This is a genomic window from Nesterenkonia sandarakina (assembly GCF_013410215.1).
In the GTDB taxonomy this organism is placed as follows: domain Bacteria; phylum Actinomycetota; class Actinomycetes; order Actinomycetales; family Micrococcaceae; genus Nesterenkonia; species Nesterenkonia sandarakina.
Genome location: NZ_JACCFQ010000001.1, coordinates 450,581 through 477,220, shown reverse-complemented (window position 1 = coordinate 477,220; position 26,640 = coordinate 450,581). Strand labels below are relative to the sequence as shown.

At 66.4% G+C, this 26,640-nt stretch carries 36 protein-coding genes; 33 read left to right on the top strand and 3 right to left on the bottom strand.

The genetic code is table 11. The features are described from left to right. Positions 1-20 precede the first annotated feature (20 nt). The 30 genes from rplB (at position 21) to glmM (ending at position 19,941) form a co-directional block, all read left to right on the top strand. Positions 21-857, top strand: coding sequence for a 50S ribosomal protein L2 (rplB, locus tag HNR11_RS02215; protein ID WP_179440945.1), 837 nt, complete (start codon positions 21-23; stop codon positions 855-857). 12 nt (positions 858-869) lie between these two features. After that, positions 870-1,151: a 30S ribosomal protein S19 gene (gene rpsS, locus HNR11_RS02210; protein ID WP_058887529.1), complete on the top strand. Its 282-nt coding sequence runs from the start codon at positions 870-872 to the stop codon at positions 1,149-1,151. A 68-nt stretch (positions 1,152-1,219) separates the two neighbouring features. Further along, on the top strand, positions 1,220-1,585 hold the full coding sequence (gene rplV, locus HNR11_RS02205; RefSeq protein ID WP_036473246.1) for a 50S ribosomal protein L22: 366 nt from the start codon (positions 1,220-1,222) through the stop codon (positions 1,583-1,585). Next, a complete protein-coding gene (gene rpsC, locus HNR11_RS02200; protein ID WP_058887528.1) occupies positions 1,585-2,403 on the top strand; it encodes a 30S ribosomal protein S3 in 819 nt (272 codons plus the stop codon). Before rplV ends, rpsC begins: the two co-directional genes overlap by 1 nt. Continuing rightward, positions 2,403-2,819, top strand: coding sequence for a 50S ribosomal protein L16 (rplP, locus tag HNR11_RS02195; protein ID WP_058887527.1), 417 nt, complete (start codon positions 2,403-2,405; stop codon positions 2,817-2,819). Before rpsC ends, rplP begins: the two co-directional genes overlap by 1 nt. Positions 2,820-2,821: 2 nt before the next feature. Then, the gene (gene rpmC, locus HNR11_RS02190) at positions 2,822-3,109 is read left to right on the top strand and encodes a 50S ribosomal protein L29 (protein WP_058887526.1); all 288 of its coding nucleotides are present in this window, start codon (positions 2,822-2,824) and stop codon (positions 3,107-3,109) included. 2 nt (positions 3,110-3,111) lie between these two features. After that, positions 3,112-3,384, top strand: coding sequence for a 30S ribosomal protein S17 (gene rpsQ / locus HNR11_RS02185; protein ID WP_083504573.1), 273 nt, complete (start codon positions 3,112-3,114; stop codon positions 3,382-3,384). 414 nt (positions 3,385-3,798) lie between these two features. Beyond that, positions 3,799-4,170: a 50S ribosomal protein L14 gene (gene rplN, locus HNR11_RS02180; RefSeq protein WP_036473253.1), complete on the top strand. Its 372-nt coding sequence runs from the start codon at positions 3,799-3,801 to the stop codon at positions 4,168-4,170. A 3-nt stretch (positions 4,171-4,173) separates the two neighbouring features. Next, positions 4,174-4,509 carry a 50S ribosomal protein L24 gene (rplX, locus tag HNR11_RS02175; protein WP_058887524.1) on the top strand — a complete coding sequence of 112 codons (336 nt, stop codon included), beginning with the start codon at positions 4,174-4,176 and terminating at the stop codon, positions 4,507-4,509. Beyond that, the gene (gene rplE / locus HNR11_RS02170) at positions 4,509-5,084 is read left to right on the top strand and encodes a 50S ribosomal protein L5 (RefSeq protein WP_058887523.1); all 576 of its coding nucleotides are present in this window, start codon (positions 4,509-4,511) and stop codon (positions 5,082-5,084) included. The genes rplX and rplE overlap by 1 nt, the downstream gene beginning before the upstream one ends. Positions 5,085-5,200: 116 nt before the next feature. Next, positions 5,201-5,599: a 30S ribosomal protein S8 gene (gene rpsH / locus HNR11_RS02165; protein ID WP_036473257.1), complete on the top strand. Its 399-nt coding sequence runs from the start codon at positions 5,201-5,203 to the stop codon at positions 5,597-5,599. A gap of 20 nt (positions 5,600-5,619) precedes the next feature. Beyond that, the gene (rplF, locus tag HNR11_RS02160; RefSeq protein WP_179440943.1) at positions 5,620-6,156 is read left to right on the top strand and encodes a 50S ribosomal protein L6; all 537 of its coding nucleotides are present in this window, start codon (positions 5,620-5,622) and stop codon (positions 6,154-6,156) included. Positions 6,157-6,159: 3 nt separating this feature from the next. After that, a complete protein-coding gene (rplR, locus tag HNR11_RS02155) occupies positions 6,160-6,531 on the top strand; it encodes a 50S ribosomal protein L18 (RefSeq protein WP_058887521.1) in 372 nt (123 codons plus the stop codon). Next, entirely contained in the window at positions 6,528-7,289 is a 762-nt protein-coding gene (gene rpsE / locus HNR11_RS02150) for a 30S ribosomal protein S5 (protein WP_058887520.1), read from the top strand. Before rplR ends, rpsE begins: the two co-directional genes overlap by 4 nt. Further along, positions 7,286-7,522, top strand: a complete 237-nt coding sequence (gene rpmD, locus HNR11_RS02145) for a 50S ribosomal protein L30 (RefSeq protein WP_058887519.1) — start codon at positions 7,286-7,288, stop codon at positions 7,520-7,522. Before rpsE ends, rpmD begins: the two co-directional genes overlap by 4 nt. A gap of 2 nt (positions 7,523-7,524) precedes the next feature. After that, positions 7,525-8,019: a 50S ribosomal protein L15 gene (gene rplO, locus HNR11_RS02140; protein WP_179440941.1), complete on the top strand. Its 495-nt coding sequence runs from the start codon at positions 7,525-7,527 to the stop codon at positions 8,017-8,019. A gap of 186 nt (positions 8,020-8,205) precedes the next feature. Next, positions 8,206-9,513, top strand: a complete 1,308-nt coding sequence (gene secY, locus HNR11_RS02135; protein WP_058887517.1) for a preprotein translocase subunit SecY — start codon at positions 8,206-8,208, stop codon at positions 9,511-9,513. Further along, on the top strand, positions 9,510-10,079 hold the full coding sequence (locus tag HNR11_RS02130) for an adenylate kinase (RefSeq protein ID WP_179440939.1): 570 nt from the start codon (positions 9,510-9,512) through the stop codon (positions 10,077-10,079). Before secY ends, HNR11_RS02130 begins: the two co-directional genes overlap by 4 nt. After that, on the top strand, positions 10,076-10,924 hold the full coding sequence (map, locus tag HNR11_RS02125; RefSeq protein ID WP_179442813.1) for a type I methionyl aminopeptidase: 849 nt from the start codon (positions 10,076-10,078) through the stop codon (positions 10,922-10,924). The genes HNR11_RS02130 and map overlap by 4 nt, the downstream gene beginning before the upstream one ends. A gap of 276 nt (positions 10,925-11,200) precedes the next feature. Further along, positions 11,201-11,422 (top strand): translation initiation factor IF-1, encoded by a 222-nt coding sequence (gene infA / locus HNR11_RS02120; protein ID WP_036473267.1) that lies wholly within the window; start codon positions 11,201-11,203, stop codon positions 11,420-11,422. A gap of 62 nt (positions 11,423-11,484) precedes the next feature. Further along, positions 11,485-11,601: a 50S ribosomal protein L36 gene (rpmJ, locus tag HNR11_RS02115; RefSeq protein WP_036473268.1), complete on the top strand. Its 117-nt coding sequence runs from the start codon at positions 11,485-11,487 to the stop codon at positions 11,599-11,601. A 214-nt stretch (positions 11,602-11,815) separates the two neighbouring features. Further along, positions 11,816-12,184: a 30S ribosomal protein S13 gene (gene rpsM, locus HNR11_RS02110; RefSeq protein WP_058887514.1), complete on the top strand. Its 369-nt coding sequence runs from the start codon at positions 11,816-11,818 to the stop codon at positions 12,182-12,184. Positions 12,185-12,247: 63 nt separating this feature from the next. After that, on the top strand, positions 12,248-12,649 hold the full coding sequence (gene rpsK / locus HNR11_RS02105; RefSeq protein ID WP_036473271.1) for a 30S ribosomal protein S11: 402 nt from the start codon (positions 12,248-12,250) through the stop codon (positions 12,647-12,649). 118 nt (positions 12,650-12,767) lie between these two features. Further along, positions 12,768-13,784, top strand: coding sequence for a DNA-directed RNA polymerase subunit alpha (locus HNR11_RS02100; RefSeq protein ID WP_179440938.1), 1,017 nt, complete (start codon positions 12,768-12,770; stop codon positions 13,782-13,784). Positions 13,785-13,861: 77 nt separating this feature from the next. Continuing rightward, complete coding sequence (gene rplQ, locus HNR11_RS02095) at positions 13,862-14,398, top strand: 50S ribosomal protein L17 (RefSeq protein WP_179440937.1); 537 nt, start codon at positions 13,862-13,864, stop codon at positions 14,396-14,398. 142 nt (positions 14,399-14,540) lie between these two features. Then, entirely contained in the window at positions 14,541-15,419 is an 879-nt protein-coding gene (gene truA / locus HNR11_RS02090; RefSeq protein ID WP_179440936.1) for a tRNA pseudouridine(38-40) synthase TruA, read from the top strand. Positions 15,420-15,648: 229 nt separating this feature from the next. Next, the gene (locus tag HNR11_RS02085; RefSeq protein ID WP_179440935.1) at positions 15,649-17,112 is read left to right on the top strand and encodes a sugar porter family MFS transporter; all 1,464 of its coding nucleotides are present in this window, start codon (positions 15,649-15,651) and stop codon (positions 17,110-17,112) included. Between the two features lie 369 nt (positions 17,113-17,481). Beyond that, complete coding sequence (gene rplM, locus HNR11_RS02080) at positions 17,482-17,925, top strand: 50S ribosomal protein L13 (protein WP_058887509.1); 444 nt, start codon at positions 17,482-17,484, stop codon at positions 17,923-17,925. Positions 17,926-17,962: 37 nt separating this feature from the next. Next, the gene (gene rpsI / locus HNR11_RS02075) at positions 17,963-18,460 is read left to right on the top strand and encodes a 30S ribosomal protein S9 (protein WP_058887508.1); all 498 of its coding nucleotides are present in this window, start codon (positions 17,963-17,965) and stop codon (positions 18,458-18,460) included. 128 nt (positions 18,461-18,588) lie between these two features. Beyond that, a complete protein-coding gene (glmM, locus tag HNR11_RS02070; protein WP_179440934.1) occupies positions 18,589-19,941 on the top strand; it encodes a phosphoglucosamine mutase in 1,353 nt (450 codons plus the stop codon). 59 nt (positions 19,942-20,000) lie between these two features. Here glmM and mscL read toward each other — a convergent pair whose 3' ends face one another. The 3 genes from mscL to coaA all read right to left on the bottom strand — a co-directional run bounded on the left by mscL (position 20,001) and on the right by coaA (position 22,703). Then, positions 20,001-20,531, bottom strand: coding sequence for a large conductance mechanosensitive channel protein MscL (mscL, locus tag HNR11_RS02065; RefSeq protein WP_179440933.1), 531 nt, complete (start codon positions 20,529-20,531; stop codon positions 20,001-20,003). A 107-nt stretch (positions 20,532-20,638) separates the two neighbouring features. After that, the gene (locus tag HNR11_RS02060; protein ID WP_179440931.1) at positions 20,639-21,637 is read right to left on the bottom strand and encodes a M15 family metallopeptidase; all 999 of its coding nucleotides are present in this window, start codon (positions 21,635-21,637) and stop codon (positions 20,639-20,641) included. Between the two features lie 76 nt (positions 21,638-21,713). After that, positions 21,714-22,703 carry a type I pantothenate kinase gene (gene coaA / locus HNR11_RS02055; protein ID WP_343050686.1) on the bottom strand — a complete coding sequence of 330 codons (990 nt, stop codon included), beginning with the start codon at positions 22,701-22,703 and terminating at the stop codon, positions 21,714-21,716. A gap of 86 nt (positions 22,704-22,789) precedes the next feature. Here coaA and glmS point away from each other — a divergent pair, with 86 nt between their 5' ends. From glmS to HNR11_RS02040, 3 genes are all read left to right on the top strand, one after another. Further along, entirely contained in the window at positions 22,790-24,661 is a 1,872-nt protein-coding gene (glmS, locus tag HNR11_RS02050; protein WP_179440929.1) for a glutamine--fructose-6-phosphate transaminase (isomerizing), read from the top strand. 140 nt (positions 24,662-24,801) lie between these two features. After that, entirely contained in the window at positions 24,802-25,152 is a 351-nt protein-coding gene (locus HNR11_RS02045; protein ID WP_058887504.1) for a holo-ACP synthase, read from the top strand. Between the two features lie 2 nt (positions 25,153-25,154). Further along, positions 25,155-26,639, top strand: coding sequence for an NAD(P)H-hydrate dehydratase (locus tag HNR11_RS02040; protein WP_179440927.1), 1,485 nt, complete (start codon positions 25,155-25,157; stop codon positions 26,637-26,639). Position 26,640: the final 1 nt, after the last annotated feature.

Here is a 26,640-nt window from a genome sequence, read left to right as displayed (position 1 = left end):
CTTGATCGAGGAAGAAGAATATGGCTATCCGTAACCTCAAGCCGAACACACCGGGCCAGCGCGGCTCGTCTGTGGCCGACTTTGCAGAGATCACCCGGGACACCCCGGAGAAGTCCCTGCTGCGTCCGCTGTCCAAGACCGGCGGCCGAAACAGCTCGGGCAAGATCACCACACGTCACAAGGGTGGTGGCCACAAGCGCCAGTACCGCGTGATCGATTTCCGCCGTGCAGACAAGGACGGCGTGCCGGCAAAGGTCGCTCATATCGAGTACGACCCGAACCGCACCGCACGCATCGCCCTGCTGCACTTCATCGACGGCACCAAGCGCTACATCCTGGCCCCGGCCAAGCTGGAGCAGGGTGCAGCCGTGGAGTCCGGCGCCAACGCCGACATCAAGCCGGGCAACAACCTGCCGCTGCGCAACATCCCTCTGGGCACCGTGGTGCACGCAGTGGAGCTGCGTCCTGCAGGCGGCGCCAAGCTGGGCCGCTCCGCAGGAGCCGGCATCCAGCTGGTGGCCCGCGAGGGCAAGTTCGCCCAGCTGCGTCTGCCCTCCGGCGAGGTCCGCAACGTCGACGTCCGCTGCCGGGCGACCATCGGCGCTGTCGGCAACGCCGAGCAGTCCAACATCAACTGGGGCAAGGCTGGACGCATGCGCTGGAAGGGTGTTCGTCCCACCGTCCGCGGTGTCGTGATGAACCCGGTGGACCACCCGCACGGTGGTGGCGAGGGCAAGACCTCCGGTGGTCGTCATCCGGTCAACCCGAATGGCAAGCCGGAGGGCCGCACCCGCCGTCCGAACAAGGAAAGCGACAAGCTCATCGTGCGTCGCCGTCGTACCAAGAACAAGCGATAGGAGCCTGGAGACATGCCACGCAGCTTGAAGAAGGGCCCCTTCGTCGATCAGCACCTGTACCTCAAGGTCGTCGCTGAGAACGAAAAGGGCACCAAGAATGTCATCAAGACATGGTCCCGCCGTTCCATGATCATCCCCGACATGCTCGGACACACCGTTGCCGTGCATGACGGGCGCAAGCACATCCCCGTGTTCATCACTGAGTCGATGGTCGGGCACAAGCTCGGCGAGTTCGCTCCGACGCGTACATTCCGCGGCCATGTGAAGGACGACAAGAAGGGCAAGCGCCGCTGATCGCTTCCTCTACCGAGGAGCGATGAGTGAGCTTGTACTTCGTGTCACAAGACGAGAGAAGGAAAGCAATGGAAGCCAAGGCAATTGCGCGCTACCTGCGTGTGACGCCTATGAAGGCCCGGCGCGTCGTCGACCTTGTCCGCGGCAAGCAGGCCAACGAAGCACTGGCTATTCTGAAGTTCGCCCCCCAGGGCGCTACAGAGCCGGTGGCCAAGGTGGTCGCTTCTGCGCTGGCGAACGCTCGCCAGCACGCAGACAAGGAAGGAGTCGCCTTTAACGAGGACGCCTTCTTCATCACCGAGGCACGCGTCGACGAAGGTCCGACCATGAAGCGGTTCCGTCCCCGGGCTCAGGGCCGGGCGTTCCGCATCAACAAGCGCACCAGCCACGTCACGATCGTGGTCGGCGCCGAAGAGAAAGGTGGGGATCAGTAGTGGGACAGAAGATCAACCCCAATGGTTTCCGTCTGGGCATCACCACTGACCACGTTTCGCACTGGTACGCCGACTCGACCAAGGCCGGTCAGCGTTACAAGGACTTCGTGAAAGAGGATGTCCAGATTCGTGAACTCCTGGCCAAGACCGTGGAGCGCGCCGGCATCTCGAAGGTTGAGATCGAGCGCACCCGCGATCGGGTCCGTGTGGACATCCACACGGCACGCCCAGGCATCGTCATCGGTCGCCGCGGCGCCGAGGCGGACCGGATCCGCAGCGAGCTGGAGAAGCTCACCGCCAAGCAGATCCAGCTGAACATCCTCGAGGTCAAGAGCCCCGAGACCGATGCTCAGCTGGTTGCCCAGGGTGTGGCCGAGCAGCTCGCAGCTCGTGTGGCGTTCCGCCGCGCGATGAAGAAGGCCATCACCTCGGCGATGCGTTCGGGCGCAAAGGGTATCCGTATCCAGTGCGCCGGCCGCCTCGGCGGTGCAGAGATGTCCCGCTCCGAGTTCTACCGCGAAGGTCGCGTTCCGCTGCACACCCTGCGCGCGAACATCGACTTCGGCAAGCACGAGGCCAAGACCACCTTCGGCCGCATCGGCGTGAAGGTCTGGGTCTACAAGGGCGATCTGACCGCCAAGGAGCTCGCCGCGCAGCAGGCTGCACAGCCTTCTGGCCGCGGTGGAGCACGCGGCGGTCGCGGTGGACCCCGTGGCGGAGGCGAAGAGCGCCGTCGTCGTGGTCCGGGCCGCGGTCGCGAGGCTGGCGCCCAGGCGCCTGCCGAAGCCTCAGCTGCAGCGGAAGGAGGGCAGAACTGATGTTGATGCCCCGCCGAGTCAAGTACCGCAAGCCGCACCGGCCCAAGCGCCGCGGCCGGGCCAAGGGTGGAACCGAGCTCGCCTTCGGCGAGTACGGCATCCAGGCCCTTGACCCCGCCTACGTGACGAACCGCCAGATCGAATCTGCGCGTATCGCCATGACCCGCCACATCAAGCGCGGCGGCAAGGTCTGGATCAACATCTACCCGGACCAGCCGCTCACCAAGAAGCCTGCCGAGGTCCGCATGGGCTCCGGTAAGGGTTCCCCGGAGTGGTGGATCGCCAACGTCAAGCCCGGACGCGTCATGTTCGAGCTGTCCGGTGTCACGGAGGAAGTCGCCAAAGAGGCGCTCCGCCTGGCAATCCACAAGCTGCCCATGAGGGCACGCGTGATCAGCCGAGAGAGTGGTGAGTGACAATGGCAGTTGGAACCAAAGAGCTGACCGTTGAGAAGCTCGCAGAGATGGACTCAGCAGCCCTGGCAGAGGCGCTGCGCTCTTCCAAGGAAGAGCTGTTCAACCTCCGCTTCCAGTCCGCGACCGGCCAGCTGGAGAGCTCCAGCCGGCTCAAGGACATCAAGCGCGACATCGCCCGGATCTACACCGTGGTGCGTGAACGTGAGCTGGGCATTCGTGAGAATGTCGATGCCGCCGCGGACTCCTCGGATTCGGCTGATGAGCAGAACGAGAAGAAGACTGAGGACTGAGCATGAGCGAAGCAACTGCAGAGACCCGCAATGACCGTAAGACCCTGCGCGGCGTCGTCGTCTCCGACAAGATGAACAAAACCATCGTCGTCGAGGTCGAGGACCGTCGTAAGCACGGCCTGTACGGCAAGATCATGAAGCGGCACAAGAAGTTCATGGCACACGATGAGAACGAGCAGGCAGGCGTGGGGGACACCGTGTTGATCTCCGAGACCCGCCCGCTCTCGGCAGCCAAGCGCTGGCGGCTGGCCGAGATCCTCGAAAAGGCAGAGTGATCCTCGTGTTCCGCGATCAGCCCGGCACGCTCCGAGGCTGATCGCGGAACACGGCATTCTGCGTCCTCCAAGGGCCCGACGCCCACACCTCACCGGTGTGGGAGTTGGGCCCTTGGTGCATCTCGTGTAAGATATTGAGGCTGTGCGCCCTTATCGATGAGGCTATCCACCTCAAAGGACAGCGCATGTCCCCGAAAGGGCCCCGCGGGGTCCCGGGAAACGCCGCCTCGGCCATGCATTCATCTGCCCGTCCCGACAGGGATGGAGAGTGTGTGGGTAAGCGGCCAGGGGACTTGTCATCTAAGCCGAGGCGCTCGACGGCATGATCGCCGCCGACGGTGCCCCGGCTCAGGCTAGAAGTTCCACAAGGCTCGGCACGACTGCGAGAACCAGTGAGACGACAGGAGAGAACAAGTGATTCAACAGGAATCGCGGCTCAAGATCGCCGACAACACCGGTGCCAAGGAAGTCCTTGTCATCCGGGTCCTCGGTGGATCGGGACGCCGCTATGCAGGTATCGGCGACACATTCGTCGCCACCGTCAAGGACGCAATTCCGGGCGGAAACGTCAAGAAGGGCGACGTCATCAAGGCTGTTGTCGTGCGCACCAAGAAGAAGATCCGTCGCAACGACGGGTCCTACATCAGCTTCGATGAGAACGCTGCTGTGATTCTTAAGGGTGAGACTCCCGAACCGCGCGGTACCCGTATCTTCGGGCCCGTGGGTCGAGAGCTGCGCGAGAAGAAGTTCATGAAGATCGTCTCGCTCGCTCCGGAGGTGCTCTGACTCATGGCCAAGATCAAGAAGGACGACCTCGTCCAGGTCCTCACCGGCAAAGACAAGGGCAAGCAGGGCAAGGTCCTGCAGGTCATGCCCGCCAAGGAGCGCGTCCTCGTCGAGGGCGTCAACCGCGTCAAGCGTCACCTCCGTGCCGGCCAGTTCGGCAGCACCGAGGGCGGCATCGTGGAGTCTGAGGCTGCTATCCACATCTCCAACGTCGCCGTGGTCGACCCCGAGACGGGCAAGCCCACTCGCGTCGGCTACCGGCAGGAGACCGTGGAGCGTGACGGCGTCAGCAAGACTGTGCGCGTCCGCTTCGCCAAAGCTTCCGGAAAGGACCTGTGATGACTGAGGTTCAGAGCGAGACTGTGAAGACCACCCCCCGTCTCAAGGGCAAGTACCGCGCGGAGATCCGTTCCACGCTGCAGGATGAGTTTGGATACTCCAACGTCATGGAGGTCCCCGGCCTGGTCAAGGTCGTGGTCAACATGGGCGTGGGCGAGGCAGCTCGCGACTCCAAGCTGATCCAGGGCGCCGTCGAGGACCTGACCAAGATCACCGGTCAGAAGCCCAAGGTGACCCGCGCACGGAAGTCCATCGCGCAGTTCAAGCTCCGCGAAGGACAGCCCATCGGTACGCACACCACGCTGCGTGGCGACCGCATGTGGGAATTCGTGGACCGCCTGGTGACCCTCGCGCTGCCCCGTATCCGCGATTTCCGCGGACTCAGCGGCAAGCAGTTCGACGGCAACGGCAACTACACCTTCGGGCTGACCGAGCAGTCGGTGTTCCACGAGATCGATCAGGACAAGATCGATCGCCCCCGCGGCATGGACATCACCGTGGTGACCACCGCAAAGACTGACGAGGAAGGCCGTGCGCTGCTCAAGGCGCTGGGCTTCCCCTTCAAGACCGACTAACAAGCACTACGCCGCAGGTCCTTTCACCAAAGGTTCCGAACCCTGAGCAGTCACATGCTCAGGCTCGAGTTCCTTCGGAGATCTGAAACCACGGCGAGGAAGGGCAGAAGCCCCTCATGACAATGACTGACCCAGTCGCAGACATGCTGACACGTCTGCGCAATGCCAACTCGGCTTTCCACGATCAGGTCTCCATGCCCAGCTCCAAGCTGAAGGTTCGCTTGGCTGACATCCTGAAGGCGGAAGGCTACATCTCCGAATGGCGCGAAGAGGAGGCCGAGGTCGGCAAGACCCTGGCCATCGACCTCAAGTTCGGCCCGAACCGTGAGCGTTCGATCGCCGGCCTGCGCCGCATCTCCAAGCCCGGTCTCCGGGTGTACGCGAAGTCCACGAACCTCCCGCACGTCCTGGGTGGCCTCGGCATCGCGATCCTGTCCACGTCCTCCGGTCTCCTCACGGACCGGCAGGCAGCCAAGAAGGGTGTGGGTGGGGAAGTCCTCGCCTACGTCTGGTAACCGGAAGGAGTCGAAGCACTATGTCACGCATCGGTCGTCTTCCGATCACCATCCCTGCCGGCGTCGAGGTCAAGCTGGAAGGTCGCCAGGTCTCTGTGAAGGGACCCAAGGGCGAACTTTCCCGCAGCCTTGCCGAAGGCATCACCGTCGAGAACGAGGACGGCACCCTCACGGTGTCCCGTCCCAACGATGAGCGCGAATCGCGTTCCCTCCACGGCCTGACCCGCACCCTGATCAACAACATGATCATCGGCGTCACCGAGGGCTACTCCAAGAAGCTCGAGATCGTCGGCACCGGTTACCGTGTGCTGGCCAAGGGCTCCGATCTGGAGTTCGCACTCGGCTACTCCCACCCCGTTCCGGTGAAGGCCCCCCAGGGCATCACCTTCGCGGTGGAGAGCGCGACCAAGCTCTCTGTCAGCGGCATCGACAAGCAGCAGGTCGGCGAGGTCGCCGCGAACATCCGTAAACTGCGCAGGCCTGACCCGTATAAGGGCAAGGGCGTGCGCTACGAGGGCGAGCAGGTTCGCCGCAAGGCCGGAAAGGCAGGTAAGTAAACCATGGCTATTGGTATCAAGGGCAAATCCAAATCCGCTGCCCGCGGCCGCCGCCACCTCCGCCTGCGCAAGAAGCTCAACGGAACCCCCGAGCGTCCGCGCCTGGTGGTCAACCGTTCCGCTCGCCACATGGTCGCTCAGGTCGTCAACGACCTGGAGGGCAAGACCCTGGTCTCCGCCACCACCATGGAGGCAGACCTGCGCAGCTTCGACGGTGACAAGACCGCCAAGGCGAAGAAGATCGGCGAGATGATCGCCGAGCGCGCCAAGGCTGCCGGCATCGACGCTGTGGTCTTCGACCGCGGCGGCAACAAGTACCACGGTCGCGTGGCCGCCGTCGCCGACGGCGCCCGGGAAGGTGGTCTGAAGCTGTGAGTGAGAACGCAAACAACCCTGAGAAGGACTCGTCTGTGACTGAGGCCAAGGAAACCGCCGCACCCGAGACTGCCCAGCAGACTCAGGCCGCCGGCGAGAACAGCAATGCTGCTCGCGGTGAGCGCGGCGGCCGCGGTGAGAGCCGCGGCGGTCGTGGTGGTCGCGGCGAAAGCGGCGGCCGCGGCGGTCGTGGTGGTCGTGGCGGACGCGAAGAGGAGAAGGACAAGTTCCTCGAGCGCGTCGTGACCATCAACCGTGTGTCCAAGGTCGTCAAGGGCGGTCGTCGCTTCAGCTTCACCGCCCTGGTCATCGTCGGAGACGGCGACGGCCTGGTCGGCGTCGGCTACGGCAAGGCCAAGGAAGTCCCGGCAGCCATCGCCAAGGGTGTGGAAGAGGCCAAGAAGAGCTTCTTCCGCGTCCCGCGCGTCGGTTCCACCATCCCGCACCTGGTCAAGGGTGAGGATGCAGCCGGTGTCGTCCTGCTTCGTCCGGCCGCACCGGGTACCGGTGTGATCGCCGGCGGTCCGGTCCGCGCGGTCCTGGAATGCGCAGGCATTCACGACGTGCTGACCAAGTCCATGGGCTCGGTGAACGCCATCAACATCGTTCACGGCACCATCGACGCCCTCAAGCAGCTCGAAGAGCCCGAAGCCGTGGCGGCTCGCCGCGGCAAGGCTCTCGACGAGATCGCACCGGCCCGGATGCTGCGCACCATGGCGGCTGACCGCGAAGCCCGTGCACAGAAGGCAGGTGCATGACTTTGCGCAGTACCGTCAACTACAACACCGCGCGGAACCTGAAGGTCGGCGAGCACAAGCTCACCGTCACTCAGGTGAAGTCCCTGATCGGTGCCAACCCCAAGCACCGCGAGACTGTTCGTTCGCTTGGTCTGAAGCGGATCGGCCACACCGTGGTCCGTGACGCCGACGCCGTGACCGTGGGCATGCTCAACAGTGTGAAGCATCTAGTGCAGGCTGAGGAGGCGAACTAAGGATGCCAGAGAACACCGCTGAAGAATCCAACGTCCTCAAGGTCCACGATCTGCGTCCAGCACGCGGCGCCAAGAAGTCCCGCATCCGTGTGGGACGTGGTGAAGCCTCCAAGGGCAAGACCGCAGGCCGTGGCACCAAGGGCACCAAGGCCCGTTACCAGGTCCGCGCCGGCTTCGAAGGTGGGCAGCTCCCGCTGCACATGCGCCTTCCGAAGCTGCGCGGGTTCAAGAACCCGTTCCGGGTGGAATACTCGCCGGTCAACCTGACCAAGCTGAGCGAGATGTTCCCCCAGGGCGGCGACGTGCACGCCGATGACCTCATCGCCAAGGGGGCTGCCCGCAAGGGCCGCCCGGTGAAGGTCCTGGGCTCCGGCGAGATCTCGGTCGCCGTGACCGTGAAGGCTCACGCCTTCTCGGCCAGCGCCGAAGAGAAGATCAAGGCTGCCGGTGGTTCCACCGAGCAGCTGCCGCTGAAGGCTGCTTCCAAGCAGGCCTGATCGGCTCGCCATGATGAAGACCCCCGTGGTTCCCACGGGGGTCTTGTCATATCCTGGCCGGTTCCGGCCTGTCATCTCCCGGCCGGTCCCGGCCATAGGATTCTTTTACCGTGCGCACTGCGCGTTAGTATGACTGACTGTGCGGCCGATGGCCGCGCAACGGCAATTCACGCATCAGGAGGCCGCTTGTTCAGCGCGATCGCAAGGGTGTTCAAGACACCCGACCTGCGTCGAAAGATCTGGTTCACCATCGCGATCATCGCGATCTACCGCATCGGCGCATTCATCCCGGCACCCGGGGTGGACTACTCAGCAGTGCAGCAGTGCCTGGCACTGGGGACGACTGAGGGCGGCCTCTACTCCTTCGTGAACATGTTCTCCGGCGGAGCTCTGCTCCAGGTGTCCATCTTCGCGCTGGGCATCATGCCCTACATCACCGCGGCCATCATCGTGCAGCTGCTGCGCGTGGTGATCCCACGGTTCGAGAACCTCCAGCGCGAGGGCCCCCAGGGTCAGTCCAAGCTCACCCAGTACACCCGGTATCTGACGATCGCACTGGCCCTGCTCAACGCCACCACCCTGGTCTCCATGGTCCGCACCGGGGCCCTGCTGGGCTGTGACATCCCGATCATCACCGAGGACGTGCTCCCCGTCGTGCTGCTGATGATCCTCTCCCTGGTCACCGGCGTCGCGCTGATCATGTGGCTCGGCGAGCAGATCACCGAGCGAGGCGTGGGCAACGGCATGTCCATCCTGATCTTCGTCTCCATCGCCGCCGGGTTCCCCGGAGCCATGGGCGAGATCTGGACCACCCAGGGCTGGCGGACCTTCGGCACGGTGATGCTGATCGGTCTGGTCACCATCGCCGCCGTGGTCTTCGTCGAACAGTCACAGCGTCGCGTCCCGGTGCAGTATGCCAAGCGCCAGGTGGGCCGTCGCACCGTGGGCGGGACCTCCACCTACATCCCGATCAAGGTCAACATGGCGGGCGTCATCCCCGTCATCTTCGCCTCCTCGGTGCTGATGCTGCCCTCGGTGCTGGCGCAGTTCAACCAGCCCGGTCCCGGTGAGGAGCCCTCCGCCTTCATCCAGTTCATCCAGACCTACTTCGTCGGCGGGACGCACCCGCTCTACATGGCGGCGTTCTTCCTGATGACCATCTTCTTCACCTACTTCTACGTGACGATCACGTTCAACCCGAATGAGGTCGCCGAGAACATGCGCAAGTTCGGCGGATTCATCCCCGGGATCCGAGCAGGCAAGCCCACTGAGAGCTACCTCGCCTATGTGATCTCGCGGATCACCTTCCCCGGCGCGCTCTACCTCGGCCTGATCGCCCTGATCCCGCTGATCGCCTTTGTGCTGATCGGGGCGAACCAGAACTTCCCGTTCGGCGGCACCTCGATCCTGATCATGGTCGGAGTCGGACTGACCACCGTGAAGCAGATCAACGCACAGATGGAACAACGGAACTACGAAGGGTTGCTGCGATGACGCGCATGTTGATAGTCGGGCCGGCCGGCTCGGGCAAGGGAACTCAGTCCAAGCGGATCTCCGAGGACTTGGGCATCGTCGCGATCTCCACCGGGGACATCTTCCGGGTGAACATCAAGGAGGCGACCGAGCTCGGCCGCGAGGCGCAGGGCTACGTGGACGCCGGCGACCTGGTGCCGGACTCGGTCACGAACCGGATGGTCGAGGATCGACTGACCTGGGAGGACGCCAAGAACGGCTTCCTGCTCGATGGCTACCCGCGGAACCGGACCCAGGTCGCCGCACTCGATGAGATGCTTTCCCGGCTCGATGTCAGCCTCGACGTCGTGCTGGAGCTCACCGCGGACCGCGAGGAGCTGATCCAGCGCCTGAAGAAGCGTGCGGAGATCGAAGGCCGAGAGGACGACGCCGACGAGGACGCCATCCGCCGTCGACTGGAGATCTTCGCCTCCGAGACCGCCCCGATGATCGCTGAATACGATGCGCGCGGACTGGTGCGCCGAGTGGACGGCCTGGGCGCCGTGGATGAGGTCAACGCGCGCATCATGGAAGCGCTGAAGCCCTGATGTTCTCCCGCAGCCGCGTCGAGCTGAAGACCCCCGAGCAGCTGCGCCACATGGCCGCGGCCGGAGAGATCCTCAATGAGGCGCTTCAGGCCACGCTGGCGGCCGCCGCGCCAGGGGTGACCACCGGGGAGCTCAATGACGTGTTCGCCGAGGTGATCACCTCTCGCGGCGCGAAGCCCAACTTCTTGAACTACCACGGGTTCCCGGGCTATATCTGCGCCTCGGTCAACGAAGAGGTCGTCCATGGGATCCCGGGGGAGCGGGTCCTTGCGCAGGGAGACGTGCTGAAGATCGACGGCGGCTGCATCGTCGAGGGTTGGCATTCAGACTCCGCCCGCACCCGGATCCTGGGCTCCTCCCAGGAAGGCACCGCCGATCCTGAGGATGAGCGGCTCTCCGCCGTCACCGAAGCCGCCATGTGGCGGGGGATCGCGGCCTTCGCGACGGCGAAGAGCACCGGGGAGATCGGTGAGGCCATCGAGGACTACGTCTCCTCCCAGCCTGGGAAGAAGCTGGGCATCCTGGAGGACTACGTGGGCCACGGCATCGGCTCTCAGATGCACATGCCCCCGGACGTGTTCAACTACGCCACCGGGTTCAAAGGAGCAAAGGTCCGCCCCGGCATGGCGCTGGCCATCGAGCCGATGCTCACCCGGGGCGGCATCGAGACCGACGTGCTTGAGGACGACTGGACCGTGGTCACCAGTGACGGCTCCCGAGCCAGCCAGTGGGAACACTCCGTGGCCCGGCACGCCGAAGGCATCTGGGTGCTGACCGCGGCCGACGGCGGCGCCGCCGAGCTGGCGCCGCTGGGCGTCACGCCGGTGCCGCTGCCCGCGCACTGAGCACTTCCGCGCGGTCCACGCGGCGTCCCAGACGTGCCTGCCCTCCAGGGTGCGAGTTGTCCGGGGCAGAACCGTCCTGTAGGCTTTACTGCTGGTTGTCTCTGCCGTTCTGCGTGCCTGCGCACGGTGTTGCACACGGTGTCTTCACACGGTGCCTGCACTGGCGGATCTCGAGACGCCGCAGCAATCGAATCAGACCCTATGGTCGGTCGGAAGCGCGCTGCGCCGCAGCGCGTGCTTCGATCGGCCCCGGGTCACGAACGGTATGTGGAGCATATGGGTAAAAAAGAAGGCGTCATCGAAGTAGAGGGCCGGGTTTCTGAAGCCCTGCCGAATGCAATGTTCCGCGTGCGTCTGGAGAACGAGCACGTTGTCCTCGCGACCATCTCGGGCAAGATGCGCCAGCACTACATTCGCATCCTCCCCGAGGACCGCGTAGTGGTGGAGATGAGCCCGTATGACCTCAACCGTGGGCGCATCGTCTACCGCTATAAGTGAGTCGACGAACGCGTCGGTCAACGTAAAAACCTGTCGCACGCGACCGAATAAGAGGAGAACCCATGAAGGTTCAGCCGAGCGTGAAGCAGATCTGCACCGACTGCAAAGTCATCCGCCGCAGCGGCGTGATCCGCGTGATCTGCAAGTCAAACCCACGCCACAAGCAGCGCCAGGGCTGAGTCCTTCACTTACACCTCGTAAGTGAGGGCGCACCCGCGCTGGACAGCTCACATCATATGCAGTGCAGCCCGTCACTGAGCTGGACGGGCACACCCCCGGTTTCCGAAGGCCGGGGACCCGCTGATGACATCACCTCCGATGTCGGACCGTGAAGGTCCCAGAGGGAATTGCACTGCTGAAGACCTTCGGAAGAGAACAAGGAGGACTGCCACTGTGGCACGTCTGGCAGGTGTAGACATCCCGCGCGAAAAGCGCACGGTGATCGCACTCACTTATATCTATGGCGTTGGGCGCACGAGCGCCGAAGCAGCCTTGGAAGCAACCGGTATCGAAGCTGGTACCCGCGTGAAGGATCTGACTGACGATCAGCTGATCTCTCTGCGTGACTACATCGAGAGCAACCTCACCGTCGAGGGCGACCTTCGCCGTGAGGTCGCCGCCGATATCCGCCGCAAGGTCGAGATCGGCTCTTACGAAGGCATCCGCCACCGTCGCGGCCTCCCGGTCCGCGGTCAGCGCACCAAGACCAACGCTCGTACCCGCAAGGGCTCGAAGAAGACCGTCGCAGGTAAGAAGAAGTAGTTCAGCAGCGCAGACTCACATCGAGTCAGCAGTTGATCCGAAGAACTCAGTCACGGAGAAGAAATGCCACCAAAGTCACGCGCAGCGGCACGCAAGCCGCGCCGCAAAGTCAGCAAGAACATCACGCAGGGTCAGGCGCACATCAAGTCGACCTTCAACAACACCATCGTCTCGATCACCGATCCGCAGGGCGCCGTCGTGTCCTGGGCATCCTCGGGTGAGGTCGGCTTCAAGGGCTCCCGCAAGTCCACGCCCTTCGCCGCACAGCTCGCCGCCGAGCAGGCCGCGAAGCGCGCCCAGGAGCACGGCATGAAGAAGGTCGAGGTCTTCGTCAAGGGACCCGGTTCAGGCCGCGAGACTGCGATCCGCTCGCTGCAGGCCGCTGGCCTGGAGGTCGGCTCCATCTCGGACGTCACCCCGAGCGCGCACAATGGCTGCCGCCCGCCCAAGCGCCGCCGCGTCTGAGCGAACTTCTTTAAAAGACATTAGAGCCTGCCCCCGGCCGTCGCGCCGGGGGCAGGCCGAGCATCATTACTCAGTGAGAATGCGTCATATAGCGGACGCACTCTGAAAGGAACAATCAGTGCTCATTGCACAGCGCCCCACGCTGACCGAAGAAGTTGTCGCCGAGAATCGCTCCCGCTTCGTGATCGAGCCCCTCGAGCCGGGCTTCGGCTACACCCTCGGCAATTCCATGCGTCGCACCCTGCTCTCCTCCATCCCCGGTGCCGCCGTCACCAGCGTCCGGATCGATGGTGTGCTCCACGAGTTCACCACCATCGCCGGGACAAAGGAAGACGTCACCGAACTCATCCTCAACGTGAAGCGGCTCTCCGTCTCTTCCGAGCACGATGAGCCCGTCGTGGCCTACCTCCGCAAGGAGGGCCCCGGCCCCGTCACCGCGGCCGACATCACCCCTCCGGCAGGAGTGGAGTTCCACAACCCGGAGCTGCACCTGGCCACGCTGAACGAGCACGGCAAGCTCGACATGGAGCTGACCGTGGAACGCGGCCGCGGCTACGTCTCGGCGGCTCAGAACAAGATGGCCGACGCAGAGATCGGCCGGATCCCCGTGGACTCCATCTACTCCCCGGTCCTGAAGGTCTCCTTCAAGGTCGAGGCTACCCGTGTGGAGCAGCGCACCGACTTCGACAAGCTCACCGTCGATGTGGAGACCAAGCCCTCCATGGAGCCCCGTGACGCACTGGCCTCGGCGGGCACCACCCTGGTGGAGCTTTTCTCCCTGGCTCGCGAGCTCAACGTGGCGGCAGAAGGCATCGAGATCGGCCCGTCGCCGACCGACGCCGCACTTGCCGCGGACATGGCTCTGCCGATCGAGGACCTGGAACTGACGGTGCGTTCCTACAACTGCCTCAAGCGCGAGGGCATCCACAGCGTGGGTGAGCTCGTGGCACGTTCCGAGGCTGATCTGATGGACATCCGCAACTTCGGTGCCAAGTCCATCGACGAGGTCAAGGACAAGCTCGTCGAGCTTGGCCTGAGCTTGAAGGACTCCCCGGCAGGCTTCGACCCGACCGCGGCTCGCTTCCAGGATGCTGGCGACGAGGACTACGTCGAAGAAGAGCAGCAGCGGTTCTGAAGAACTGCGGCCCAGAACAACTATTCGCGCTGACGTTCACCTGAACCGACTGCGCACCACTCAAGGAGAACCAGACCATGCCTACCCCCACCAAGGGTCCGCGCCTGGGCGGCAGCCCGTCGCACGAGAAGATGATGTTGGCGAACCTTTCCGCCAACCTGTTCGAGCACCGCTCGATCACCACCACGCTGACCAAGGCCAAGCGCCTGCGTCCCTACGCCGAGCGTCTGATCACCATGGCGAAGCAGGGCGACATCGCCGCGCGTCGTCGTGTGGTCGGCAAGATCAGCGCCAACAGCGCGACCAACCAGGCGATCGTCCACGAGCTGTTCACCGTGATCGCCCCGGCCATGGCCGAGCGCGAAGGCGGCTACACCCGCATCGTGAAGATCGGCAACCGCAAGGGTGACAACGCGCCCATGGCCGTGATCGAGCTCGTCATGGAGCCCGTCTCGCCGAAGCAGGCAGTGGTCAAGGAGGCCGAGCAGGCCACCGCGACCCCCGCCGCGCAGCCGGTCCAGGAGGAGACCGCCGAGGTCGAGTCCACCGAGACTGCCGACACCGAGGCGGAGTCCGCTGCAGCGGAGTCCACCGAGGGTGAGAGCCAGAAGTAAGCCTCTCAACAACGCACACCTCAGGCGCCCCGATCTCACCGATCGCGGGCGCCTGACGTGTCTGCAGCGACGTCTGAACCGCCCTGCGCACCGGGGGCACATCCGGTGCGAGCACGGAAGCCGCAGGAAGGGATGAGCGCCCATGCGCGTCCGCGAAGCCCATCAGGACCCGACTCAGCGGGTGCGTCTCGATCTCGCCTATGACGGCAGCGCCTACCACGGCTGGGCCGCACAGCCGGGTCTGCGCACCGTGGAAGGAACTCTCCGGGAGGGTCTGGCCACACTCTTCCGTCGCGAGGTGCCGCTGGTGGTCGCCGGACGCACCGACGCCGGGGTTCATGCCCGGGGGCAGGTCGTCCACCTGGACCTGAGCGACGCCGAGTACTCCGGTCTCGGCCGAGGACGGGGGATCACCCCCGATCAGGCACTGGTGCGCCGGCTCGCCGGGGTCCTGCACCGGGAGCACGGCGCCGTCGTCGTCTTCTCCGCCGCCGCGGTGCCGCCGAGCTTTGACGCTCGGTTCTCCGCGCTGAGTCGCAGCTACCGCTATCGCATCGCGGATGCCCCGGCGCTGCAGGACCCGCTGCGCCGCTGGGACACCGCCTGGCATCGCACGCCCCTGGACGCGGAGGCGATGCGCCTGGAAGCAGCCTCTGCGGCCGGACTCCAGGACTTCGGGAGCTTCTGTCGGCCTCGGGAGCGCAGCACCACCATCCGGGAGCTCCACGGCTTCAACATCGGGCGTGAGCCGCAGGGAGTGATCGTCGCGGAACTGACCGCCGACGCCTTCTGCCATCACATGGTGCGTGCGCTCATCGGCGCCTGCCTGGACGTGGGGGAGGGGCGCCGAGCCCCTGGCTGGCTGAGCAGCCGCCTCGCCGAGCCGAGCTGGGACCAGTCGGTCAGGCTCGCCCAGCCCGCGGGGCTGGTGCTGGAATCGGTGCAGTACCCGGCTCCGGAGCAGCTGGGCCACCGCGCCGAGCAGACCCGGGCGCTTCGGCGCAGCGCCGAGCAGACCTGAGCTGCGCGCAAAGCTGTGATATCAAGCACATCGGAGGAAGTCTTTCAGTCAGGTCCTGGCGTGCCTGAAGCCTGTCACCGCGCGGGAGAATGCCAGCATCAGCCCAGGCGGGCGGGGGTCACCCGGGGGTCCGGGGGTGGCGTGGTTCACGTTCAGGCAGCATACTCATTCGGGCTTGCCTTCATCGACGAAGGCCCTCATCCCTGACCTGCTAAGGAACCAACCTCTGATGAGCACCACTCCCCGCTCCCAGGAATCCGGTCTAGGCGGCGTCGCGTGGGTCGTACTGGTCGCCGCGTTCGGCGGCTTCCTCTTCGGCTTCGACACCGCAGTGATCAACGGGGCCGTCGGCCCCATCCAGGACCAGTTCTCACTCTCAGACCTTGCCATCGGCTTCACCGTCTCCTCGGCCCTGCTGGGCTGCATGGTGGGCGCCTGGGCCGGCGGGAGCCTCTCAGACCGCATCGGTCGCCAGCGCGCGATGATGGTGGCCGCGGCGCTGTTCTTCATCTCTGCGATCGGCTCGGGACTCGCCTTCGGCGCCGCGGACCTGGTGCTCTGGCGGGTGCTCGGCGGCATCGGCGTGGGCATGGCCTCAGTGATCGCTCCGTCCTACATCGCCGAGGTCGCCCCGACACACCTGCGCGGACGCCTGGGCTCCACCTGGCAGCTGGCCATCGTGGTCGGCATCTTCATGGCTGCCGCGTCGAACGCGTTCATCGCCAACCTCGCTGGCGGGGCAGCCGAGGAGCTGTGGTTCGGACTGGAGGCCTGGCGCTGGATGTTCCTGCTCGAGGCGGGTCCGGCGCTGCTCTACGCCCTGCTTGCCTCCTCCATCCCGGAATCCCCGCGCTATCTGGTCTCCCGAGGCCGGGACAAGCAGGCGGCGAAGGTGCTGCAGGAGATCGTCGGCATCCAGGGTGAGGCCGCCATCGCGCAGAAGATCAAAGACGTCCGCGAGACCATCAACATGGAGGCCCGACAGCGCTTCCGGGACCTGATCGTGGGCGGGCGGCTCACCCCGATCGTCTGGGTGGGACTGGGCCTGGCGGTCTTCCAGCAGTTCGTCGGCATCAACGTGATCTTCTACTACTCCAACACGCTGTGGCAGGCGGTGGGCATCGCGGAGGACCAGGCATTCCTGGTCCAGATCATCACCACCAGCGTGAACATCGTGGCCACCGTCATCGGCATCATCATCGTGGACCGGGTGGGTCGCCGGATCCCGCTCGCCGTGGGCTCTGCAGGCATGGCCGCAGGACTGGGCATGATGGCGGTGGCCTTCAGCCAGGCGATCATCACCGTGGGAGCCGACGGCGAAGAGCTGGTCTCGCTCCCCGGCGCCTGGGGAATGATCGCGCTGGTCTCCGCCAATGTCTTCGTGCTCTTCTTCGGAGCCACCTGGGGGCCGTTCATGTGGGTCCTGCTGGGGGAGATGTTCCCCAACCGGGTCCGCGCCGTGGCGCTGGGCGTGACCGCGTCCGCGAACTGGGCCGCGAACTTCCTGATCTCGATGCTCTTCCCCGAGATGGCGGCGTTCTCCCTGGTCTTCGCCTACGGCTTCTACGCGGCCTCGGCGCTGCTCTCCATGTTCTTCGTGCTCAAATGGGTGCCCGAGACCAAGGGGCGCGAGCTCGAAGACATGTCAGACGCCGCCTACGAGAAGACGCCGCGGGTCGCGAAGACACGCTGACTTGCGCCCGCGATCCCCGGCCGGCTCAGCTGGCAGGCCCCCCAGAACCAGTGCCGCCCCCGCCCCGTTGGGCGTCCCGCCAGCGGCCCGCCCGCAGCGCGACTTTGCTCAAAGGCGGGGGCGCTCTGTATAGTTATTGGTTGTTGTGCGTGTCCACCCCTGCGTGGGTCCGTGTCGAGGCGGCTCAGTTGCATGGTCGTCAGCCTCCACGGACTGCAGGGGAACTCACGGGCCCGGTCTTTTCCCAGTCCTCACCTGGGAATCCGGATGTCGCACTCGCGAAGAAACAGTCATTGACGCTCGGTGCTTCTCACACATCGCAGAGTCCAGTGCACTGAACCGTAGAACATCGACCGAAGGCATACCAACGTGCGTACGTACACCCCGAAGCCTGGCGACGCCGATGCCCAGTGGCACGTCATCGACGCGACTGACGTCGTGCTGGGCCGTCTCGCCTCCCACACCGCCACGCTGCTGCGCGGCAAGCACAAGCCGACCTTCGTCCCTCACCAGGACATGGGCGACTTCGTCATCATCATCAACGCCGAGAAGGTCGCCGTGACCGGCGACAAGGCCGAGAAGAAGCGCTACTGGCGCCACTCCGGCTTCCCCGGCGGCATCAAGTCGTTGACCTTCAACGAGATGGTCACGCGCTACCCGACCCGCGCCGTCTACCAGGCGGTCAAGGGCATGCTGCCCCACAACAAGCTCGGCACGGCACAGCTGAAGAAGCTGCGCGTCTACGCAGGTGCTGAGCACCCGCACGTCGCGCAGCAGCCGAAGCCGTTCGACATCTCCCAGGTCACTCAGTAGTCCTGGCCACCCGACACTAGAATTTTCAAGGAGAATCGTGGCTCAGAACACTGAAGAGCTCACCGAAACCGAGGAGCTTTCAAGCTACACCTCGGAATCAACCCCCACCGAGGAGACCGCCGGCGAGTCCGAGCGTGCACCGCTGACCGTCGGCGGCGCCGCCATCGGACGCCGCAAGCGCGCCCGTGCCCGTGTGCGCATCACCCCGGGCACCGGTAAGTGGAGCCTGAACGGTCGCAGCCTGGAGGAGTACTTCCCCAACAAGCTGCACCAGCAGGAGGTCAATGACCCCTTCACCCTGCTCGGCCTGAAGGGCGCCTACGACGTCATCGCCCGCATCGACGGCGGCGGCCCCTCGGGTCAGTCCGGCGCGCTGCGGCTGGGCATCTCCCGGGCGCTGAACGAGGTCGACCGTGACCACAACCGTGCGCCGCTGAAGAAGGCTGGATTCCTGACCCGCGACGCCCGCGCCGTGGAGCGCAAGAAGGCCGGTCTGAAGAAGGCCCGCAAGGCCCCGCAGTACTCCAAGCGCTGATCGACCTGCTCCCGGGGCGCGACGCGCTGCCCCGGGACTGATCGTTCCGCTCGAAGAACCCCGCCGGAGACTCTCCGGCGGGGTTCTTCGCGTCTGAGCGGGCCTCGGCCAGTACACTGAACGTCATCATGGCACGACTTTTCGGCACTGACGGCGTGCGCGGTGTGGCCAACGAGCTGCTCACCGCTGAACTCGCCCTCACCCTCTCCCAGTCAGCAGCAACCGTCCTCGGCCACCGTCAGGTGCTCCCGGGCACCCGACCCACCGCGGTGGTCGCGCGCGACCCGCGCATCTCGGGAGAATTCATCTCCGCCGCCGTCCAGGCGGGCATCGCCAGCAGCGGCGTCGACGTCTTCGACGCCGGAGTGCTGCCCACCCCTGCAGCCGCCTTCCTGGTGGCCGACATCGACGCGGACTTCGGCGTGATGATCTCCGCCTCGCACAACGCGGCCCCGGACAATGGCATCAAGTTCCTGGCCCGCGGCGGGCATAAGCTCGATGACGCCGCGGAGGACTCGATCGAGACCCAGATGGGACTGACGCCGCCACGGCCCACCGGGGCCGATGTCGGACGGGTCAGCCGGTTCGCCGACGCGGAGGACCGCTACCTGGTGCACCTGCTGCGCTCCCTGGACGGCACCAGCCTCAAGGGGCTCAAGATCGTGCTGGACTGCGCCCACGGCGCCGCCGCCGGAGTCTCCCCGCAGGCCTTCACCGACGCCGGGGCCGCAGTGATCGTCATCGGCGCGGAGCCCGACGGGCTGAACATCAACGAAGGCTACGGCTCCACCCACCTGGGTCCGCTGCAGGAGGCGGTGCGCGAGCATGGCGCCGACCTGGGCATCGCCCACGACGGCGACGCCGATCGCTGCCTGGCGGTCGACCATACCGGCGAGGTGATCGACGGCGACCAGATCATGGGCATCCTGGCGATCGCGCAGAAGGAAGCCGGCACCCTGATCGATGACACCCTGGTGGTCACCGTGATGTCCAACCTGGGGTTGAAGCTGGGCATGGAGGCAGCCGGGGTCAAGCTGGTGGAGACCGCCGTGGGGGACCGCTACGTGCTGGCCGCCATGCGCGCCTCCGGGTACAACCTCGGCGGGGAGCAGTCGGGCCATCTGATCTTCGCGGACTACGCCACCACCGGTGACGGCCTGCTCACCGGCCTGCAGCTGGCCGCCCGGGTCGCGGCCACCGGCCGCTCCGTGCGGACCCTGGCGGATGAGGCGATGACCCGTCTCCCGCAGGTGCTGATCAACGTCAAGGGCGTGGACCGCACCCGGGTCAAGACTCACGAGCCGGTGCAGGAGGCCGTCGCGCAGGTCGAAGCCCGGCTGGGAGCCACCGGGCGGGTGCTGCTGCGTCCGTCGGGCACCGAACCGGTGGTCCGGGTGATGGTGGAGGCCTCCACCGCGGAGCTGGCCCGCGCCGAGTCCGAGGCGCTGGCGGACATCGTCAAGGCCGAACTCGCCCTGTAGCTGCACAGGCACCTCGCTGAAGGTCCTCTCGGGGCGACTCTCGACGGCTGGGGGAGGGGCTAGCCCTTGCCCCAGACCACGTCTTTGGCCTTGCCCAGCACTGGGTGACGCCTGGGCTCCTGGGAGCTCCTCTGCTCCGCCTCCTCCGCCGCCTGCCGCTGCGCCTCGGCGAGGGAGGCCAGGAACGCGGGGTTGGTGACCTCGGTCTGGGCCTTGAGCTGATCGCGGATCTCGCGGAGCAGCGAGATGTTCTCGTCTTCGACGGCGGGCGGCGCCGTCTTCGCCCGACGCTCCCGGGCCTCCACCATCCGGGTCATCGGGGCGATGATGACGAAGTAGACCGCACCGGCGATCAGCAGGAAGTTCACCATCGCGGTCAGCAGCACCCCGAACCGGATGGGGGTGTCGTTGAGGATCACCACGGCGAAGTCGTCGAAGTCCGGGGTCCCGACCAGCGCGGAGATCAGCGGCATGAGCACGCTCTCCACCAGGGCGCTGACGACGGCGGTGAATGCCGTTCCGATGACCACTGCAGTGGCCAGGTCCACGACGTTTCCGCGCGTGATGAAGTGCCTGAATCCTTTGAGCATGAGAGAAGTCTAGGACACCACTGACCTGCGACGGCGGCGTCCCGTAGCGGCCAAGATGACGGCCAGGCGAGGCTCGCAGGGCCAGCCGTGGCGCCGCCGTCGTCCTGTCAGGGGGCTGCGGGCAGCTCCGGCTCCGCGGAGTCGTAGTCAGGTGCCGCCGGCTGGTCCCAGTACTCCTCCAGGGTCAGCCCCTGTGCCGCGACCTCCTCGGCGGTCTCCCGGCCGACATAGCGAAGATGCCAGGGTTCGAACTCATAGCCGGTGATCTCCTGAGCCCCTTCGAGATACCGGATGACGAAGCCGTGCTCGGCCGCGTTCTCCGCGACCCACCGGCCCTCGGAGGTCTCGGCGAAGCAATGACCCTGGGTGCACTCGGGGTTCTCGATGCTGATCACATCTGCCGCAAGTCCGGTCTGGTGCTCCGAGTAGCCCGGCCGGGCCACCAGCTCATCGGTCTCCTCGGTGCCCACCGCCGCCTGCCGATTCGTGTAGATGCTTCGCTGGGCCTCGTAGGAGCGGTAGCCGCTGGTCATCGCGAGGACCTCACCGTCCTGGTTCGCGGCCTCGATGAGCTGGGCGAGCGCCTCGGCGGCCGGCTCGCGCAGCAGCAACTGGTTCTGGGTGGTCATCCGCACCTCTGGCACCACCAGGTCTTCAGGCGCGTAGCTCAGGGGCTCCAACGGGTTCCGCGCGTTCACCAGCACGTGGATCGAGTCGGGGTCCCACGAGGCTTCGCTGGCGCGCTCCGGCGTCGGTTCCGGGGTCGGTTCTGGAGTCGACTCCGGGGCGGGTTCTTCGGTGGGATCCGCATCAGCCCCGGCGCCTGACGCACTGTCGGACTCGGCGCCTGACGCCCCGTCGGACTCGGACTCGGGATCCGGGGCCTGCGGGAGCTGGTCCCCGCGCACCTCGGCCAGCGGCTGCTCCGCGCCCAGCCCTGTGGCCACAGCGTTGAAGGCGCGCGGCACGAAGTAGCCGATCAGCAGCAGTACGCCGATCACCAGCACCGCTGCCAGCGCTCGACGCCGACGATAGATCCGAGCGCGGCGGTCCGCCTGCTCCTGGAACTCACGGCGCCCCTGGTCGGTGAGCCGGGCTCGTGGCATCACAGGCCCCCGAACCGGGGCCGGCTGCGGCGGACGGGGCAGGGGACACACAGGGGCGGCAAGAACATCTTGAGAATCAGACCTTGCGCAGCAGCACCCGGGAGACCGAATGGTCCTCGCCCTTGGCCATGACCAGGCGGGCCCGGGAACGGGTCGGGGCGATGTTGGCGCGCAGGTTCGGGCCGTTGATCCGGCTCCAGATATCCGTCGCGCGCGCCTGGGCCTGCTCGTCGTCGAGGAAGGAGTACTGGTGGAAGTAGCTCTCCGGGTTCGCGAATGCCCCGTCCCGCCAGCGCATGAACCGATCCACGTACCACTGCTCGATGTGCTTGGGCTTGGCGTCGACGTAGATGGAGAAGTCGAAGAAGTCGCTCAGCGCCAGCCCAGTGGTGCCGTCCTCGCGCACCCGGGCGGGCTGCAGGACGTTGAGTCCCTCCACGATCAGCACGTCAGGCTGCCGGATCACCACTTCACGATCCGGGACGATGTCATAGACCAGGTGGGAGTACCAGGGGGCGCGCACCTCAGGCTTGCCCGACTTCACCTCGGAGACCATCCGCAGCAGCGCCCGGCGGTCATAGGCCTCCGGGAAGCCCTTGCGGTCCATCAGGCCGCGGCGCTGCAGCTCGGCATTGGGGTAGAGGAAGCCGTCTGTGGTGACCAGCTCCACCCGCGGGGTGGAGGGCCAGCGGCGCAGCATCTCCTGGAGCACGCGCGCGGTGGTGGACTTGCCCACCGCCACCGACCCCGCCACCCCGATGACGAAGGGGGTGCGCAGGGTCTGCTCACCCAGGAACTCGTTCGCCGCGGAGCGCAGCTGCGCGGCGGACTCCACGTAGATCGAGAGCAGCCGGCTCAGCGGAAGGTAGATCTGCTCGACCTCGTTGAGCGAGAGGTGCTCGCCGATGCCACGCAGCCGGTCGACGTCGTCCTGGTTCAGCGGCTGCTCGATGGTGTCTGCCAACCGGGCCCAGGCCTGCCGGTCCAGCTCCGCGAAAGGGGAGTGGGAGGTGTTCGGCGGCTCGGGCTTGGAGGGTGATCCTGCCCACGGTGCGGTGCCCGCCACCAGGGCGGGCAGCGGCCCCGTGGAGGCGCGCGGGTGAGGATCTTCGGATGGGTGCTCAGACACGTTGACACGATACGCTATCCCCCATGTGTGGAATCGTCGGCTATATAGGCCTGCCCGAGAAGACCAGTCAGCACTCAGCACTCGACGTGCTTCTAGAGGGACTTCGTCGCCTGGAGTACCGCGGCTATGACTCCGCCGGTGTGGCGACCGTGGCGGCGGGGACCGTCTCCACGCGGAAGAAGTCCGGCAAGCTCGCGAACCTGCTCGCCGAGATCGACGCCGCCCCGATGGAGGCAGCCTCGGTGGGCATCGGGCACACCCGCTGGGCCACCCACGGAGCTCCCACGGATCAGAACGCCCACCCGCACCTGGCCGACGGCGGCAAGCTCGCCGTGATCCACAACGGGATCATCGAGAACTTCGCCCAGCTCAAGGCGAAGCTGGTCGCAGCCGGGGAAGAGTTCAGCTCGCAGACCGACACCGAGGTGGCCGCGAAGCTGATCGGTCAGTACTTCACCGGCTCCGCGGCCGGTGACCTCACCGAGGCGATGCGACTGGCCTCCAGCGAGCTCGAGGGCGCCTTCACCCTGCTTGCCGTGCACGCCGACCAGCCGGATCGTGTGGTCGCCTCGCGGCGGAACTCCCCGCTGGTCGTCGGGCTGGGGGAGGGAGAGAACTTCCTGGGCTCCGACGTCTCCGGGTTCATCGACTTCACCCGGGAAGCCGTGGAGCTGGAGCAGGATCAGGTGGTGACCATCACCACCGAGGACGTCACGATCATCAACTTCGACGGCACCCCCGCGGAGGGCAAGCGCTTCTCGGTGAACTGGGACGCCGCCGCCGCGGAGAAGGGCGGCTTCGGGACCTTCATGGAGAAGGAGATCCACGATCAGCCCAAGGCCGTGGAGGACACCCTGCTGGGCCGCACCGACGCCTCCGGCCGTCTGGTCCTCGACGAGCTGCGGATCGACCCGGAAGAGCTCAAGGGCATCTCCAAGATCATCGTGCTGGCCTGCGGCACCTCCGCCTACGCCGGCATGGTCGCCAAATACGCCATCGAGCACTGGGTGCGGGTGCCCGTGGAGGTGGAGCTCTCCCACGAGTTCCGCTACCGCGATCCGATCATCGACGACTCCACCCTGATCGTCTCGCTCTCCCAGTCGGGCGAGACCATGGACACCCTGATGGCGGTGCGCTACGCCAAGGAGCAGGGCGCACGCACCCTGGCGATCTGCAACACCAACGGCTCCACCATTCCGCGTGAGTCCGACGCCGTGCTCTACACCCACGCCGGACCGGAGATCGCGGTGGCCTCCACCAAGGCATTCCTGGCGCAGATCACCGCCTCCTACCTGCTGGGCCTCTACATGGCGCAGCTGCGCGGGAAGCTCTTCCAGGGCGAGATCGAGGACATCCTGGCCGATCTGCACAAGATCCCCGGCAAGATCCAAGAGGTCCTCGACGGCGGGGATCAGATCCGCGAGCTCGCCCGCGAGATGGCGCAGGAGCCTTCGGTGCTCTTCCTGGGCCGCCACGTCGGCTATCCGGTGGCGATGGAGGGCGCACTCAAGCTCAAGGAGATCGCCTACATCCACGCCGAGGGCTTCGCCGCCGGTGAGCTCAAGCACGGCCCGATCGCGCTGATCGATCAGGGCCAGCCGGTGTTCGTCGTGGTCCCCTCCCCACACGGCCGGGACTCGCTGCACGCGAAGGTGGTCTCGAACATCCAGGAGGTCCGGGCACGCGGTGCCAGGACGATCACCGTGGCCGAGGCCGGCGACGGCGACGTCGTGGACTACTCCGAGACGGTCTTCTACGTCCCCGAGACCCAGCCGCTGCTGATGCCGCTGCTGACCACCGTCCCGCTGCAGATCTTCGCCTGCGCGCTGGCCGCCGAGAAGGGCTACGACGTCGACCAGCCGCGCAACCTGGCCAAGTCGGTCACTGTGGAGTGACCATCGGTATGCACTGACCTGCTGATCGGGTGACCCGATCAGCAGGTCGGCCCGCTGATCAGGTTGCCCGATCCGCGGGATGACCCGGTCATCGGAGTGACCCGGCATCGGAGTGACCCCTCGCGCAGAAGGAGCAGCATATGATCGTCGGAATCGGCGTCGACGTCGTCCTGGTGACCCGGTTCGAGCACCAGCTGAGGCGGACGCCGGCGCTGCGGCAGCGCCTCTTCGTCCCGGCCGAGCGGGAGCTGAACACCCGATCCCTGGCCGCCCGCTTCGCCGCGAAGGAGGCGGTGGCCAAGGCGCTGGGCGCCCCTGCCGGGATGAACTGGCAGCACGCACAGGTGGTCATGGACTCCGCCGGCGCACCCCATGTGGAGGTCTCCGGCACCGTGGCGCAGGTGGCCGAGTCCAAGGGGGTCAAGCGCTGGCACCTCTCGCTCTCCCACGACGGTGATGTGGCCACTGCGATGGTCATCGCGGAGGGCTGAGCATGCCTGTTGCCTCGCTGCCCGTCTACTCCGGCTCCGCGATCCGTGCGGCCGAAGAGCCGTTGCTGGCAGAGGGTCAGGGGCCTGCTCTGATGCGCCGGGCCGCCCACGGCCTGGCCAGCCAGGTGCTGAGCCTGCTGCGCAGCCAGGGCAGCATCTATGGGTCCCTGGTGGTCGGGCTCATCGGTTCCGGCAACAACGGCGGAGATGGGCTCTACGCGCTGGCTCAGCTGCGCGCCCGGGGCGTCGACGCGCGAGCGGTGCTGGTCACCGAGCGAGCCCACGCCGCGGCGCTGGAAGAGTTCCGGCGCGCCGGAGGGCGCCTGAGCCAGGAGGTGCCGGGCCAGACCACGGTGCTGATCGACGCGATCCTGGGCACCGGAGCGCGCGGCGCCTTCACGCTGCCCACGATCCCGGGCCTGGCCGAGGCCGCGCGCAGCAGCACCGTCGTCGCCTGTGACATCCCGTCCGGGGTGGATGCCGACACCGGACGCTGCCCCGGAGACGCGCTCGCCGCCCAGCACACCGTGAGCTTCGGCGCTGCGAAGCTGGGTCTGCTGCTGGGCGAAGGCGGGCTGCTCAGCGGCGAGATCCACACCGTGGACATCGGCCTCGGCGACCAGCTGCCGGCCCCCGCCGCGCGTGAGCTGACCGGTCCCGCACACGGCGCCCCACGACCACGTCCGGGGGACCACAAATACACCCGCGGCATCCTGCAGGTGGTCGCCGGCTCCGGCCAGTTCCCGGGGGCCGCCGAACTCACCGTGGGTGCTGCGATCACCTCCGGAGTCGGCATGGTCCGGCTCCAGGCCGAGCCGGCCGTCTCCTCCTCCGTGCTGCACTCCTGGCCGGAGGCGGTGATGAGTCAGGGCCGCGCTGAGAAGGCGCTCGAGGGGGCCACCGCCGTCGCCATCGGCCCGGGACTGGGACGGGACCGGTCACGACTGGTGGAGGCTGAGACCATGCTGCGCGGCACAGTGCAGGCCGAGCTGCCCTGCGTGCTCGACGCGACCGGCCTGGAGCTGCTGCGCGGTGACCTGCTGAGCGCCGGTGATCTGGGGGCGCAGCTGATCGTGACCCCGCACCTGGGGGAAGCCCGGCGCCTGGCAGAGGCACTGGAGGACGACGCGCTGCAGGAACTTCTGGCCGGTGAACCGAACACTCTCGAGGCGGCGCGGGCCCTGGCGCGGGCGCTGGGGGTCACGGTCCTGCTCAAGGGGCCCAGCACCGTGGTGGCCGGCCCCACGGACGAGCCGGCGTGGATCGTGCGCGCGGCGACCCCCGGGCTGGCCACGGCGGGGACCGGGGATGTGCTGACCGGGATCATCGGGGCGCTGCTGGCCACCGCACCGCGCACCCCTGATCTGAGCTTCTCCGGCATCGCCGCCGAGGGCGCGCGTCTGCACTCCGCCGCTGCCGCCCGCCTGGACCCCGAGGGCCGCGGGCACTTCGGTGCCAGCGCGCTCGTCGGCGCGCTGCGCGAGTAGC

What these genes read in the sequence shown, in the direction of transcription:
- rplO (WP_179440941.1), top strand. Translation starts at nt 7,525, where the DNA reads ATGCCAGAGAACACCGCTGAAGAATCCAACGTCCTCAAGGTCCACGAT.
- HNR11_RS02085 (WP_179440935.1), top strand. Translation starts at nt 15,649, where the DNA reads ATGAGCACCACTCCCCGCTCCCAGGAATCCGGTCTAGGCGGCGTCGCG.
- rplE (WP_058887523.1), top strand. Translation starts at nt 4,509, where the DNA reads ATGACTGAGGTTCAGAGCGAGACTGTGAAGACCACCCCCCGTCTCAAG.
- HNR11_RS02045 (WP_058887504.1), top strand. Translation starts at nt 24,802, where the DNA reads ATGATCGTCGGAATCGGCGTCGACGTCGTCCTGGTGACCCGGTTCGAG.
- glmM (WP_179440934.1), top strand. Translation starts at nt 18,589, where the DNA reads ATGGCACGACTTTTCGGCACTGACGGCGTGCGCGGTGTGGCCAACGAG.
- HNR11_RS02130 (WP_179440939.1), top strand. Translation starts at nt 9,510, where the DNA reads ATGACGCGCATGTTGATAGTCGGGCCGGCCGGCTCGGGCAAGGGAACT.
- rplP (WP_058887527.1), top strand. Translation starts at nt 2,403, where the DNA reads ATGTTGATGCCCCGCCGAGTCAAGTACCGCAAGCCGCACCGGCCCAAG.
- rplX (WP_058887524.1), top strand. Translation starts at nt 4,174, where the DNA reads ATGGCCAAGATCAAGAAGGACGACCTCGTCCAGGTCCTCACCGGCAAA.
- truA (WP_179440936.1), top strand. Translation starts at nt 14,541, where the DNA reads ATGCGCGTCCGCGAAGCCCATCAGGACCCGACTCAGCGGGTGCGTCTC.
- rpmC (WP_058887526.1), top strand. Translation starts at nt 2,822, where the DNA reads ATGGCAGTTGGAACCAAAGAGCTGACCGTTGAGAAGCTCGCAGAGATG.
- rpsK (WP_036473271.1), top strand. Translation starts at nt 12,248, where the DNA reads ATGCCACCAAAGTCACGCGCAGCGGCACGCAAGCCGCGCCGCAAAGTC.
- rpmJ (WP_036473268.1), top strand. Translation starts at nt 11,485, where the DNA reads ATGAAGGTTCAGCCGAGCGTGAAGCAGATCTGCACCGACTGCAAAGTC.
- rpsQ (WP_083504573.1), top strand. Translation starts at nt 3,112, where the DNA reads ATGAGCGAAGCAACTGCAGAGACCCGCAATGACCGTAAGACCCTGCGC.
- rplB (WP_179440945.1), top strand. Translation starts at nt 21, where the DNA reads ATGGCTATCCGTAACCTCAAGCCGAACACACCGGGCCAGCGCGGCTCG.
- rplR (WP_058887521.1), top strand. Translation starts at nt 6,160, where the DNA reads ATGGCTATTGGTATCAAGGGCAAATCCAAATCCGCTGCCCGCGGCCGC.
- mscL (WP_179440933.1), bottom strand. Translation starts at nt 20,531, where the DNA reads ATGCTCAAAGGATTCAGGCACTTCATCACGCGCGGAAACGTCGTGGAC.
- rpsS (WP_058887529.1), top strand. Translation starts at nt 870, where the DNA reads ATGCCACGCAGCTTGAAGAAGGGCCCCTTCGTCGATCAGCACCTGTAC.
- glmS (WP_179440929.1), top strand. Translation starts at nt 22,790, where the DNA reads ATGTGTGGAATCGTCGGCTATATAGGCCTGCCCGAGAAGACCAGTCAG.
- HNR11_RS02040 (WP_179440927.1), top strand. Translation starts at nt 25,155, where the DNA reads ATGCCTGTTGCCTCGCTGCCCGTCTACTCCGGCTCCGCGATCCGTGCG.
- rplV (WP_036473246.1), top strand. Translation starts at nt 1,220, where the DNA reads ATGGAAGCCAAGGCAATTGCGCGCTACCTGCGTGTGACGCCTATGAAG.
- infA (WP_036473267.1), top strand. Translation starts at nt 11,201, where the DNA reads ATGGGTAAAAAAGAAGGCGTCATCGAAGTAGAGGGCCGGGTTTCTGAA.
- rplF (WP_179440943.1), top strand. Translation starts at nt 5,620, where the DNA reads ATGTCACGCATCGGTCGTCTTCCGATCACCATCCCTGCCGGCGTCGAG.
- rpmD (WP_058887519.1), top strand. Translation starts at nt 7,286, where the DNA reads ATGACTTTGCGCAGTACCGTCAACTACAACACCGCGCGGAACCTGAAG.
- HNR11_RS02060 (WP_179440931.1), bottom strand. Translation starts at nt 21,637, where the DNA reads ATGCCACGAGCCCGGCTCACCGACCAGGGGCGCCGTGAGTTCCAGGAG.
- rplQ (WP_179440937.1), top strand. Translation starts at nt 13,862, where the DNA reads ATGCCTACCCCCACCAAGGGTCCGCGCCTGGGCGGCAGCCCGTCGCAC.
- rpsH (WP_036473257.1), top strand. Translation starts at nt 5,201, where the DNA reads ATGACAATGACTGACCCAGTCGCAGACATGCTGACACGTCTGCGCAAT.